Here is a 13,401-nt window from a genome sequence, read left to right as displayed (position 1 = left end):
ATCTATTTGCTTTTTTGATTAAATTGTTTAATTATGTGCTTTTGAGTGTTTTTGAAAAAATCAAGTTTTTGTAGAATCTGAAAAAGGCAAGCTACATCATCATTTGCATTGTGAGCGTTGTATTGAATCCCAAAATGCCTTGCTAAAACTTCTTGTTTATAAGAAGTAAGTTTTAAGTGATGTTTTGCATAAGCTAGACTATCTACATATAAAAATGGATCACCTATAATTTCATATCTTTCAAAAACTTTTTTTAGTACATCTACATCATAACTTGCATTGTGAGCTATGCAGATATAATCTCCATTAAAATAATGCTTGATTTTTTCTCAAACTTTAGGGAAAGGATCTGCTAAATATACTTTTAAATATTCAACATTTGCTGCTTTTTTCGCGGCAGGATTAATTTGCCCTCCATCGCTATTAATGTAGTGACTTTCATGCTTTAAAACCTGCTTTCCATCAGTGACTAAAATTCCAATTTGGACAGGTGTTTGGCGTGATCAAGTCTCAAAATCAAAAATCACATATTGTTTTTTATCTGTTTCTTCAAGCGATATTGATTCATTAGTTTTTTGTTCAAATTCTTCATTTCCTAAAAATACCAAAGATTCAGTTTGAAGATTTTTTAAATGCATATTGATCATGCTAATATTTTTATTTAAATCATTAAGCAATAAGTCTATGCTTTCTGTAGAGTTTGCTTTTTCAATAAATGCAGCATCATTAATTTCATCGCTTCTATTTTCTTTAATCTTATTTTCAAGCATTAAATCAACAATTAAATCAATATCTTCTTCACTTGTTAATAATTCATAAGCAAAGTTGTTTTTAATGTTATAAAGCACAAATTTATAATCTTTATACTTTTCATAATCAGTTTTTAATAATAAATATTTATAGACTGCAAGTTGTTTAAAGTGATCGTTTTGAACATCATTGACAAATTTAAATTCATAAACAATTTTATTTTTATCATCAATAGCATCAATAAACCCAATGATGTTTCGATCAAGCCCATTTTTAAATACTTTAGCTCTCTTTTCAACCTCAAATTCAATATTTGCAAGATTATTATTGAAAATTCTATTAAATAATTTATCTAAGTAAACAAGACTCCTACTTTCCATTCATGTACAATCACTATATGCAATTTGTCTAAAAATTGCTACATTTTTCGATTGAACTGTCATTAAGGCATTTGTTACATATAAAAGTCATTGCGGATTCAAGTCTTTATTAATACTGATTTTTTGGCAACATTCATAAATTTGCTTAATTTCTTCCTTGCTAAAATTCACCTTATCTCTTGGATTAGTAGCTGAAACAACAGTTTTAATACTTTTTGCGATTCTATTAAAAAACTCTTCTTTGTTCTTTTTAATCATAGCATTAACAGTTACTAAAGCACCATTAATTGAAGATACATCTTCTGTATAAACTTTGTTTCTAGAAACTGTAATTTGGCTTGTGATGTTCTTGAAAAAATCAGTGTTAATTTCTTTAGCTAAGCTTTCGTATTTTTGAATCACAATTTTACTTTTAATAAAGTTTTCAAGCTTGTAATCTAAAAACTTTACAAGATCAACTGCTCCAAAATTAGTAGTATCTTCTTCTATTTCTTCTTCATATGATTCTAATTTAATAACTTCAAAAAGCTCTTTTGCATTCTGAAGCTCTACTAAATCTTGTCTATTTATAACTTTATTTGAATCAATTCATTTAAAAAACTTATTTTGCACATCATGAACTAATCAAGTTTCCTTTTTTTGCCCTTGTACAAGCAACGTAAAGAATATTTTGAGGCGTATCTTGCCTTTCATTTTTAGCATAATATTTGTAGTAACTTCTATCAAAACCAAAGACAAAAACTACATCTCTTTCAATTCCTTTAGCTTGGTTATAAGTTGAAACTAAAACTTTATTTTTCAAAAACTCATCACCTTTGTTTAAATCATCTTCATTTTTTGTTAAGTGAAAATGAATTTCATCTAAACCTTCTTGACGAACAATCTCCGAGATTGTATTGGTGATATTTTGGATCTTAGAACTCTTTTCGACACTAGGAGATAGGATTAAAACGTTTTCAGCCCCATATTCTAGAATTTTATTAATGATAATATTGCTAAGCTGGCGTACTTCTTTTTCATAATTAGCAAAGTAATATCTGATTTTTTCATTATTTTCATTTTTAGCTACACCTTCAATTATGTTTTCATTTTTGTAAAAGAAAACATTAATAAAGTCAGTAAAGTTTTTATTTAATCTAAAGCTTTTACTAAGTTCAGCTTCATCTCAAGGGTGTTTATTTTGAAAAACCCTATCAGCAAGAGTTAAATACCTAGGATCAGCACCTAAAAATCCATAAATACATTGCTTATCGTCACCAAGAATAACAATTTGATAATCTTTATTTTGATTTTCTGCCATTACTTTTTTGATAAAGAAAAAGTAAATAAAATTAAGATCTTGGGCTTCATCTACAACAATAAAATCATAATTTATATCACTATGACGTAGTGGTTGTTTATCTTTTTTAATCACCGAAATAAGACCATCGTCAGTATTTGCTCTTTCGCCATATTTTTGATTACAAAATGAGTGAATTGTAAAAATATCTAAATTATAAAGGCCCTGAAGATTTGCTCTTTCTTGAGTTTCTTCCATTAATCTACGGTTATAAGTAAAAAACAAGATTTTTTTGTCTTTAAAATTATCTGCAATTCTTAATATAGTTGTAGTTTTTCCGCTTCCTGCTACCGCATTAATTTTTAAGTTCAAACCTTGTTTCAGTTTTTCTATAATGCTAACTTGTTCTTTTGATAAATTCATAAAATCCTTTGTTATTAATAATGATATAACAAATTTCCTTTTAGCATATAAAAACAGCGCTATTAGGTGTTTTTTAATAAAAATTTTGATAAAAATATAACTTAATTATGAGATTTAAACTAACTAATTATTAGTGATAAATATTAGTAGTTATAATAAAATAATTTCTTTTTTGAATTTTGAATATTATTAGAGAAATAAAATATAATTAAAAAAAGAATTTACATTTTATATGATAAAAAAGAAAATTTTAGAATTAAATAGAGGTACTAAAATGTCACAACAAAAATTTAGTGAACAAGAGTTAGTAAGACGTAATAAACTCAATTTTTACAAAGAAAATAATGTAGAAGCTTTTGCTAAAGCTGATAATTTAAAGCCACTTTCATACTCAGATGAAATTAAAAGCAAATTCGAAAGTTTTTCGAAAGAAGAATTAGAAGAAAAACAACACAAAGTAAACCTTACAGGTCGTATCTTAACAATGCGTGGACCTTTCATTTTACTTCAAGATTATCATGGAAAAATCCAAGTTTACTTTAACAAAAAAGCACACCCAGAATTAGCTAAAATTGTTGATTCATTTGACCTTGGAGACATTGTTTATGTTGAAGGAACAGGGATGAAAACACACACAGGTGAAGTGACTGTAAAAGCAAGTAATATCAAATTATTAACTAAAGCTTTAAAACCTCTTCCAGATAAATTCCATGGACTTACAGATATCGAAGAAAGATACCGTCACAGATATGTTGATTTAATCGTTAATGAAGAATCAAAAAATGTTTTCTGAACAAGAACTAAAATCATTAGTGAAATTAGAAGATATTTTGATGAACTTGAATACATGGAAGTTGAAACTCCTTTCTTACATGATTATCTTTCAGGAGCTAGTGCTAGACCATTCAAAACACACCACAATGCTTTAGACCAAGAATTTGTACTTAGAATTGCAACTGAAATTCCTCTTAAAAAATTACTTGTAGGTGGGATTGATCGCGTTTATGAAATTGGAAGAATTTTTAGAAATGAAGGAATTGACACAACTCACAATCCTGAATTTACTTCAATCGAGTTTTATGAAGCATACTCAAATTTAGAAGGTATGATGCAAAGAACTGAAGAACTTTTCAAAAGACTTGCTAAAAAATTAGGAAAAGAAAAAGTTCTTAACAAAGGTGTAGAAATTGATTTAACCAAACCATTTAACCGTATTGATATGGTTGATGCAGTTTCAAATGCAACAGGTAAAAATTTTAGAGAAATTTCTTTAGAAGAAGCTGTTGAAGTTGCTAAAAAACACGGTGTCAAAATTCAAAAATTCCACCAATTAGGACACATCATTAATGAACTTTTTGAAGTTTTAATTGAAGAAACATTAATTCAACCTACATTTGTTTATGGACATCCAATTGAAATTTCACCACTTACAGCTAAAGGACAAGATCCAAGATTCACAGAAAGAGCTGAATTATTTATCAACACTAAAGAATATGCAAATATGTATACAGAGCTTTCAGATCCAATTGATCAACTTGAGCGTTTTGAAGCTCAATTAGAAGAGAAGAACAATGGAAATGATGAAGCAAGTGATATTGACTGAGACTTCGTTGAAGCTCTTGAATACGGAATGCCTCCAACAGGTGGATGTGGAATTGGAATTGACCGTTTAACAATGCTTTTAACTGAGAAAGAATCAATTAGAGACGTTTTACTTTTCCCAACAATGAAAAGAAAATAAGTTAATTTTAAGAAGCGTTACTTGCTTCTTTTTTTATAAAAAAATAAGCATTATTTAACAAAAATAGTAAAATAAATTTATAAAAATAAAAATTGAAAGGATATTTAGAAAATGATTAAAAAAATCGATTCGCAACGTAACGAATCTATGCTTGTAAAAGCTGTTTTCAAAGGTGATGAATACCCTAAAACATTACTTGAAAAAAACGGAGCAGCTACAGAATATTTTGCTCAAAATGAAATTTTAGTATACATGGGTGAAGAAGATAAATATGAATATAAATCAGTATTTAATTTTGCTAAATCATTTTTCTCTTCTCTTGTAAGAGATGTTCAAGTTGATCTTGATTCATTTGTTAAAGGTAAAGTATGTATTCCTTGTGTTGTTAAAGCTATGACACACGCTTACAACTATGTAAATGCTGATATTTACTCAGCTAAAACAAACAAAAAAGAAGAAAAACACTCAGTTTCACTTCTGTCATCTCAACCAGAAGAAAAATTTGCAGAAGCTTTCAAAGAAGCTACAGTTCTTTCAGAATCAGTAAATTTCGCAAGAAACTTACAAGTAACACCTCCAAACATTTGTAATTCAGAATGACTTGCAGAACAAGTTAGAAAAGATCTTGAGCAATATGACAACTTAAAAGTTACTGTTTTAGATAAAAAAGCTATTGAAGAATTAAAAATGGGATTATTACTTTCAGTAAACCGTGGAAGTATGTATGAACCAAGAGTAGTTGTTATTGAATATAACGGAAATCCTGAATCAGAGGAAAAAACTGTTTATGTCGGAAAAGGAATTACATTTGATTCAGGTGGATACAGCCTTAAACCATCAAGAAGCATGTTAGGAATGAAATTTGACATGTCTGGTTCAGCTTTTGTTGCTAGTGCTTTAAAAGCTATTGCGCAACTTAAACCAAAAACAAATGTTGCTGCAGTTATGTGTATCACAGATAACCGTGTAAATGGTGATGCTTCATTACCTGATTCAGTTTGAACATCAATGAATGGAAAGACTGTTGAAATTAACAACACAGATGCTGAAGGAAGACTTGTTATGGCCGATGGTCTTACATATGCTGTAAGAAACCTTAAAGCTACACGTTTAGTTGATGTCGCAACACTTACAGGTGCTATTTTAGTTGCTTTAGGTCACACATACACAGGAGTTTGAGCTACAACAGAAAAAGCTTGAGAAGATCTTAAAGGTGCAGCAGATACACAAAAAGAACTTGTTTGAAGAATGCCTTTAGATGAAGCTTTTGGAAAAGAAATCAAAAACTCAATCGTTGCTGATCTTAAAAACACAGACTTATCAGGAATTGGTGGAGGAAGCTCATCAGCTGCTATGTTCTTAAAAGAATTTACAGAAGGTGTAGAGTACATTCACCTTGACGTCGCTGGAACAGCAGATATTGGCGGAAGACCTACAGGTGTAACGGTTAAAACACTTGTTCAACTTGCTTTAAACGCTTCAAAATAATTTATTATTTGCGAAATACCATGCTCTAGTTTTAGAATATGGTATTTTTTATAACCCTTAGTACCTATCTATGTAATCGAAAGTATTCAAAAACGAATACACATTAATTGTAGGTATATTCGTTTTTATGAGAGATTAACTTGGAAACTAAATTCTTACATAATTGCTGTTTTATGCCCGAACTCTGGTTATAGTAATTTTTAAGGCAATAATGACAAATACATCTATATAATAGGGATATTCGTTATTAACATCCTTACAACTTGGAAATACTTAGTTAAGGTTAAAACACATAAAAAAATAATAGAGCGTTAAGCTCTATTATTTTTCTTCTTTTTGACTTTGTTTTGAATAATTATAAATTGTATTTACTAATGTTTCTTTATCCATATCTTTATATCCGAAAATATGCATTTTTTCTGCAATTTCATAAAGTTTATCATTAGGTAAATCAAATAATTTTTTAATAATTTCATCTTTTTTGGTTTGTTCTTCATTTGTTTTTTCAGCACTAAAATTGTTGGTTGCTGTATTTTCGTTGTTAAACCCTGTAAATGGATTTGTTGTTGCGTGTGAATTATCAAAAATTGTATTTCCGGCACTTGCATTAAAGATTTTTGTAAGTTCTTGTGCAGCTTCTTGGAATCTTACGTATCTGAAAACATTAATAATTCTCATAATATTTAACGCTAAATAAACTGATCCGATTGAAAGAATAAGTTCTAAGATGTAAATAGCTAAAATAGCTCTATTGACACCTGATGCCCCAACACCATCATATCCACCTTTTAATAATGTATAAAAGAATGTTGATATTGAGTAAATTGATGAAATAAATACAAAAAGAACAACAAAAGTAGATAAATTAGCAAAACTTTTTTCTTTATAACAAGTAATTGTTCTAAATACAAAATAAGAGCATAAAGCTAAGTTTAAAATTGCTTTAATCAATGTATGTGCTTTTTGTGAATTAACAATTGTTCTTATATCTGAATCTGAAAAATTAGTATTAGATGTTTTTAATTGTTGAAATAATACATCTTGCTCTACAAATATTAAGATTGTTAAAGAAAGTTGTAATGCAAATCATGCAAATAAAACAAAAATAAATCCAAAAATAAAGTAACGAAAGACTTTTTTGGTTTTAGCATCTCAAAGATGAGATACTTTTTGAAATTTACTTATTAAATCTTTAGAATTAATCATTCTTTTCTCCTTTTTAATTTAGGATATCTATATTATATAGAGTTCTTTACTTTTACAAGTTCGGAAAAATCGAATCCTGAAACATTAAATTCTGCTGGCGGCATTGCATAAAAAGTCATTTGTTCACCTGTGAATGGGTGCATAAAATCTAATTTATATGCATGAAGTCTTTGACCAAAATCATCAACTTTTTTCCCATATACTTCATCTCCATAAACCGGGTTTTTTACATAAGCCATATGAACTCTAATTTGGTGAGTTCTACCAGTTTCTAATTCACATTTCACTAATGATTTAGGCATTTTATCAATGTAAAAGGTTTTTAGAAGCTCTACATGTGTTATTGCTTCTTTTGAATTTTGATGTGTGATTGTCATTTTTTGACGATCTTTTACATCTCTACCAATTGGTAAGTTTAACTTAAGTTTTTTATCTGTTAACACACCATCTACAATTGCAACATAGCTTCTTTTAATATCGTGAGTTACAAATTTTTCAGCAAGTTTTTTGTGTGCTTCATTTGTTTTTGCAACAAGTAAAAGACCACTAGTGTCTTTATCAATTCTATGCACAATTCCAGGGCGTAAAAGTCCATTTTCATTAGATAAATTATTTTTAAAATGGTATAAAAGACCATTTACTAACGTCTTTTCATAATGACCTGGAGCTGGGTGCACAATTAATCCAGAAGGTTTATTAAGCACAATTAAATGATCATCTTGATAAACAATGTTTAGCTCCATTTCTTGGGGTTCAATTTTAATTTCTTTATCAAGCAATTTCACAATTTTAATAATTTGACCTTCTCTAACAATATATTTAGGTTTAATTACATTTGTTTCATTGATATAAACTGCTCTTTGCTCGATTAGCTGTTTAATATCACTTCTTGATAAATCAGTGTTATTTGCAATGTATTTATCAATTCTTTCTTTATACTTAACTTCAAGTTCAATCATTTTTATCCTTTATTATTTTTGTTTTTTACTATATCTTTTCATTTAAAAGGGAATTGCTTCGGTGTCGATCTTTTTTTAGTTATCTCAATAACTTTATTTTCTTTATCCACTCCATCCATTTTAAGGTCGAAAATATTCATTTCATATTTAAGCATTTTTAAAATATCTTGTGCTTGTTCAACTTCTTTAGCTAAATTTTTACCTTTTATTAAGCTCATTTTACCCTCAAGTTTAACTGTATGAAAAGCAGCCATAAGTAATGAACGCACATCGCTAACTGCTCTTGCAGTTACGATGTCAAAAATATTTTTTTGCTCTTCTTCTTCAACCCTTTTAATTTGTATACTTACTCAGTTATCTAAATTTAGTTCCTGGATTACTAAATTTAAAAAATCCACCCTTTTTTTAAGAGGTTCATAAATTACTATTTTATTATTAGGTTTGGTTAAAACATAAGGAATAGATGGAAACCCTGCACCAGCTCCAATATCTAAAATAACTCCATTACAAGTGTGCTCAGTTATAGCATTCATAAAAATTAAAGATTCATAAATCCCTTCTTGCCACAATCTATCACCGGAAAAACCAGTAAGATTCATTACCTTATTTTTTTCTTCAATTAAGCTTACATATTTTTCGAAAAGATTAAAATCTCAATTATTTTGTAAACACAATTCTTGTACTTTATTTTTAAACATATTAAAATTATAAAGAAAAATATTTTTGTTTTTTAAAAATGGTGTTATAATAATTTCACTAGTAGCAATAGCAAGAGGGATCACCTGATACCATTCCGAACTCAGTAGTTAAGCCTCTTAGTGCCGACGATAGCCGAAAGGTGAAAATAGGGAGCTGCTTTTTTTTATAACTTTTAGTTATATTTTCTTGCTATTGCTTTTTAAGTTTCCAAGTAATTTCTAAAAATAAAAAATCACGCACAAAGTTTAAACGCGTAATTTTTTGTGTCCGTTGTATAAAATAATAATGCTAATAAAGAAAGGGCACATTTTTATTACATTAAAAAATAGAAAAATTTTTTGAAAAATTGTTTTGCGTTTTAAAAAATGGTGTTATAATAATTTCACTAGTAGCAATAGCAAGAGGGATCACCTGATACCATTCCGAACTCAGTAGTTAAGCCTCTTAGTGCCGACGATAGCCGAAAGGTGAAAATAGGGAGCTGCTTTTTTTTATAACTTTTCAAGCTTTTTAAAGTAAGGAAAGTTAATTCCTGGACTATATTCAAAAATACTATAATAACTTGGGTTAATGTTTGAAAATTTAGCCATTTCTAACTTCGAAGTTTCGTTGTCCAAATAAATAAAAATTCAAACATCTGGCTCATCACTATAAATTGCGTCATATAAATTTGAAATATTCATTTTGTTAAATTTTTTGTTAAAAGAGTTTTTTAAAGACTCTATTTTTTTACTTTCAAAAATTAACTCATTTGAAGGGATAAGTAAGTTAAGGTAAATCCTTACATTTAGGTAGTAAAAGTAATAAAATGGAGAAGTTACGCTACTTTCTTGATCAAGCAAAATTTGGTCCTTGTAGTGCATTTTAAGCTTAATAAAATCATTAAATACAATAGCAACATCAAGCTTATTTAAGTTGATGTTTTTAGACTTTAAATCACTTTTAGTATGACCTAAAAGTGAGTAAGTAAATTGCAAGCTTCTTGCAATTTGGTCAAATTTTAATAAAGCTTTAATTCCATTATTTTCTTTCATAGCTTAAATTATATTTTAATATTACACAAATACAAAAAATTACATTTTTAGTATAATTTAAATTAACTATTTAATATTTATAAATATTAAAAGATAAGGAGTAATATGGCAAAAAGACAAAAATCTTTTTTTGAAAGATTAGCTGAAAAAAATTCTAACCACGACTCAAAAAAACAAATTAGCACATCTCAAAAAAGAAGAAACAAGGGCACAATTGCTGCTCTTTCAGTTTTAGGTGTGGGTGTGGTAACAGCTATTGTTGTTCCGCTTGCTGTTAATGTAACTAGCGTAACTTACAATCAAGCTCTTGCTGGAAATACATCAGTAGCAACTTTCAATGGTAATAAAACAGCAAATTTAACAGTCGATCAAACAATGACACTTTTAAATGATAAAAAGGTTACAACTGCAGAAGAACTTGAAAATCTTTACAAGCAAGCAATTTATTACTGATATGAAAAAGAAGCAGCAGCTTCAGTCCAATATCAAGAACTTTATAACGCTTCTCTTCCAAGTGGAAAAAGTGCTAACACAGGGATTGCTCTTAAAAGCATTAGCGAAATTAGAAACACAAAACAAAAAATCATTAGTGATTTAATTAGCAACTTCAAAAAAGTTTATGGATATGAAAATTGAAATAGTCAATTTATCAAAACTATCCAAACTGACAACTATGGAAAAAGCAACACAGAAGCTGAAGCAGTTGAATATTTAACTTTTAAAGAAATTGAAGATATTGCTAAAAACAGTTTTAAAGTTGCAGTAACTACACTTGATAAATCAGAAGTGCAAAGAATTGCTAATAAAACAGTTTATGCAAAGGATGTTTCAGGAAATCAAATTAAAGATGCTAATGGACAAGCTAAAGTTCTTGTGCAAAAAGGTGACAACCCTTTCCCATGACTTAAAGAAAACACAAACTACTTCGTTGGTGAAAATGGCAAGGTAACTACTTTCTTAACTAAATCATTTATTGAATCAAGAACATCTGCTGATGCATACTTAGAAGAATTTTTCAATAACAACACACTTGTAATTAACACTGAAGTTTTATTACCTGGGGTTTATAATTCTAACTTAGAACTTCCATGAACATTTAGTGATGAAGCTAAAACTCAATTAATTAACTTAAACAAAGTTGCAATCATTGATTCAAGTGATAATGCAAATGGTTTTGAAATTGTAAATAACTTAGACGTGCTTAAAGGTTTCAAAAAAGCTGAGCAATACCTTGCAAATAGTTCAGAAGCAGGTAAAAAAGCTAAAACTCAATACGAAACATTCCTTAAAGCTTTAACTCTTTCCTCAAAAGATAATCTTGGCACAAATGGAATTCAATCTTACTCAAGCATTATTTCTTCAGATGTGAAAACAGCTTTAGCTATGATTTCTGATCAAGTTTTTGAAAAAGATACAAACAAATTACCTTCAGTTTCACTTGCTAACCTTTACAAACTTCCAACTGTTAACGAGGAAATTAACCAAAAAATTGCTAAATTAATCGAGGAAGCTAAAACTATCACTGATAAAAATCAAGCTGCAAGTAAAATTGAGTTAATTAACAGAGAAATTGAAAGCTACATCAAAAACTTATCTGCTGCACAATGAAATCAATACATTTTAAGTACATTTAACAAAACTTTCAATATTGAGTTAAATGCACAAAACTTCCAATCATTTGTTTATAGCGTAGATGAATTTGCTGATGCTAAATTGGTGCTTACAGATAAAGGAATTAAGCTTGTTAGAACCACAACCATTGATTCATTAGATAATCTTAAATACTACGTACATGAAGATTTAAAAAACATTGCTAATGGAAATAAATCATACTTTGACATAGTTTCTAAACTTACAAGTACTCAAAGCAAAAACCAAATTATTGCAGCGACTCTTAAGGAAGCAGATTTCATTGAAAGACTTAAAAAAGAGAAAAACCCATATTCTTCAACTTCAAATGCAAATTACACCCAAGATGATATCGATGAACTTCAAAACAAAAACAATTCAATTCTTCTTGTTGATAAAAACAAAAACTTCATTAACTCCTTAGTAGAAACTTCAAAATTCATCTCAACTTCACTTGCTAACCAAAGCAGTTATAACTTTGTGGTTAAAGATGGAATTATCAAAATTGCTTATAACTTAACTGATTCAAATTACAGTGAATTATCAGCAATTGACACAATTTCAAGCGTTATTAAATCAAAAATGAAAGTAGGTAATTAATGGCATTTTCATTCAGAAATAAACTTACTCCGCTTGCTTTAGCGCTAGTTCCTGCAGTAGCTCTTGCTTCTTGTGGAAGAACTGAAGATACTACAGCAAAAGTTGAACAAGACGCAAAATTCAAAAACGAATCAATTAAAACGGTAATGGAAAACTTTTGACTTAAATCAACACTTCAATCAATTTACAACACAAGCGATGATTTAACAAAAAATGACCAATACCTTAATGACGCTTTTTTAGCTTACAAAGCTACAGTTTCTTTTAACAACATCTCTAACCCATATTATTTATACGAACAAATTAATAGTTGAAATGCCAATGGAATTTTTACAGCTGCAGAAAATGAAGCTTTAAATTCCCTTAGATTATCAAATTCAAATGTTAACAAAGAGCAATTTGAAATTATTTTTAACAACAATTCAACAAACATTGAGCAACAAGTAAACAAATTAATTTTAGTTTTAAAATACTTCCAAATCAGCTCAGATGAACAGCTTAAAAAAGTTAATACAAGTTTTGAAACAAATAAAGATAATTTCCAACATGACCAATTTAACCTTATTTCATACGTATTAAACAAAAAGGTTGCGCAAGTTTGAAATTACAAAAGTTCTTCTTCAGATGATATTTTCGCAAATAACGCTAGAACTATTTCAAACGTTTCAGATTACTTAAACCTTACTTTAAATTCTTCAGTTAACCAAAACAAAGCTTCTGCCGATTTATTATTTAACTCACAAAATAGCTTTGAATTAAAATTAGGTGGATATTTAGGGCTTGTTGATTCTTCAAAAGTGAATGCGGTTCTTAACTACACAGTAAGTGATTTAAAACAATCAACAATTAATACAAGTGGTTTTTATGATTTTAGCAATAACAAAATTGTTACAGTTGATCAAAACGAAACACTTGCTACTCCAATTGCTGCTTCAAATGACGGAAGCACAATTAATGTAGTGTACTTAAACCAAATTGTGCCAGTTAAAAAAGATGTAACCGAAGGTGATAAAACAACTTCAATTCTTTCATTTGATAACACAGTATATGCTTCTGACCTTACAAAACTTGAGCTATTACTTGCTTTAAGTGATAGTACTCTTTACGGAGTTGCTCAAGAAGCTTTTGTTAAATTAGGTAATGTTTTAGAAATCAAAAACGACACAATTAAAGAAACATTAGGTAACTTATCTTTCATTAAATAAGGAAAAAG

At 28.6% G+C, this 13,401-nt stretch carries 10 protein-coding genes and 2 rRNA genes; 6 read left to right on the top strand and 6 right to left on the bottom strand.

Annotated elements, in window-relative coordinates:
• Positions 1 to 2 precede the first annotated feature (2 nt).
• Both EXC51_RS02400 and EXC51_RS02395 read right to left on the bottom strand, forming a co-directional pair.
• A complete protein-coding gene (locus EXC51_RS02400) occupies positions 3 to 1,832 on the bottom strand; it encodes an exonuclease domain-containing protein (RefSeq protein WP_129620349.1) in 1,830 nt (609 codons plus the stop codon).
• Positions 1,732 to 2,832 carry a UvrD family DEAD/DEAH box helicase gene (locus EXC51_RS02395; protein ID WP_129620348.1) on the bottom strand — a complete coding sequence of 367 codons (1,101 nt, stop codon included), beginning with the start codon at positions 2,830 to 2,832 and terminating at the stop codon, positions 1,732 to 1,734. Before EXC51_RS02395 ends, EXC51_RS02400 begins: the two co-directional genes overlap by 101 nt.
• 232 nt (positions 2,833 to 3,064) lie before the next feature.
• Between EXC51_RS02395 and lysS the strand changes: the two genes are divergently transcribed.
• Positions 3,065 to 4,573 carry a lysine--tRNA ligase gene (gene lysS / locus EXC51_RS02390; protein ID WP_223211655.1) on the top strand — a complete coding sequence of 503 codons (1,509 nt, stop codon included), beginning with the start codon at positions 3,065 to 3,067 and terminating at the stop codon, positions 4,571 to 4,573.
• Between the two features lie 111 nt (positions 4,574 to 4,684).
• Positions 4,685 to 6,061 (top strand): leucyl aminopeptidase family protein, encoded by a 1,377-nt coding sequence (locus EXC51_RS02385; RefSeq protein ID WP_129620347.1) that lies wholly within the window; start codon positions 4,685 to 4,687, stop codon positions 6,059 to 6,061.
• 321 nt (positions 6,062 to 6,382) lie between these two features.
• Here EXC51_RS02385 and EXC51_RS02380 read toward each other — a convergent pair whose 3' ends face one another.
• The 3 genes from EXC51_RS02380 to rsmG are packed head-to-tail and all read right to left on the bottom strand — an operon-like array spanning position 6,383 to position 8,924.
• The gene (locus EXC51_RS02380) at positions 6,383 to 7,267 is read right to left on the bottom strand and encodes a hypothetical protein (RefSeq protein WP_129620346.1); all 885 of its coding nucleotides are present in this window, start codon (positions 7,265 to 7,267) and stop codon (positions 6,383 to 6,385) included.
• A gap of 32 nt (positions 7,268 to 7,299) precedes the next feature.
• A complete protein-coding gene (locus tag EXC51_RS02375) occupies positions 7,300 to 8,226 on the bottom strand; it encodes an RluA family pseudouridine synthase (protein WP_129620345.1) in 927 nt (308 codons plus the stop codon).
• Between the two features lie 2 nt (positions 8,227 to 8,228).
• The gene (rsmG, locus tag EXC51_RS02370) at positions 8,229 to 8,924 is read right to left on the bottom strand and encodes a 16S rRNA (guanine(527)-N(7))-methyltransferase RsmG (RefSeq protein WP_129620344.1); all 696 of its coding nucleotides are present in this window, start codon (positions 8,922 to 8,924) and stop codon (positions 8,229 to 8,231) included.
• 57 nt (positions 8,925 to 8,981) lie between these two features.
• Here rsmG and rrf (EXC51_RS02365) point away from each other — a divergent pair.
• Positions 8,982 to 9,087, top strand: a 5S ribosomal RNA gene (gene rrf / locus EXC51_RS02365).
• A gap of 222 nt (positions 9,088 to 9,309) precedes the next feature.
• Positions 9,310 to 9,415: ribosomal RNA gene (gene rrf, locus EXC51_RS02360) — 5S ribosomal RNA — on the top strand.
• A 1-nt stretch (position 9,416) separates the two neighbouring features.
• On the opposite strand, the gene EXC51_RS02355 is transcribed toward rrf (EXC51_RS02360), so the two are convergent.
• On the bottom strand, positions 9,417 to 9,959 hold the full coding sequence (locus EXC51_RS02355; protein ID WP_129620343.1) for a hypothetical protein: 543 nt from the start codon (positions 9,957 to 9,959) through the stop codon (positions 9,417 to 9,419).
• Between the two features lie 105 nt (positions 9,960 to 10,064).
• Here EXC51_RS02355 and EXC51_RS02350 point away from each other — a divergent pair, with 105 nt between their 5' ends.
• Positions 10,065 to 12,188 (top strand): HinT-interacting membrane complex protein P80, encoded by a 2,124-nt coding sequence (locus EXC51_RS02350; protein ID WP_129620342.1) that lies wholly within the window; start codon positions 10,065 to 10,067, stop codon positions 12,186 to 12,188.
• Complete coding sequence (locus EXC51_RS02345) at positions 12,188 to 13,393, top strand: HinT-interacting membrane complex lipoprotein P60 (RefSeq protein WP_129620341.1); 1,206 nt, start codon at positions 12,188 to 12,190, stop codon at positions 13,391 to 13,393. The genes EXC51_RS02350 and EXC51_RS02345 overlap by 1 nt, the downstream gene beginning before the upstream one ends.
• The last annotated feature ends 8 nt before the right edge of the window (positions 13,394 to 13,401 follow it).

The sequence above is a fragment of the Mycoplasmopsis gallinacea genome (assembly GCF_900660495.1).
GTDB classification, from domain to species: domain Bacteria; phylum Bacillota_I; class Bacilli_A; order Mycoplasmatales; family Metamycoplasmataceae; genus Mycoplasmopsis; species Mycoplasmopsis gallinacea.
Note: the sequence above shows the minus strand (reverse complement) of the source record. Positions and strands in the feature narration are given on the sequence as shown.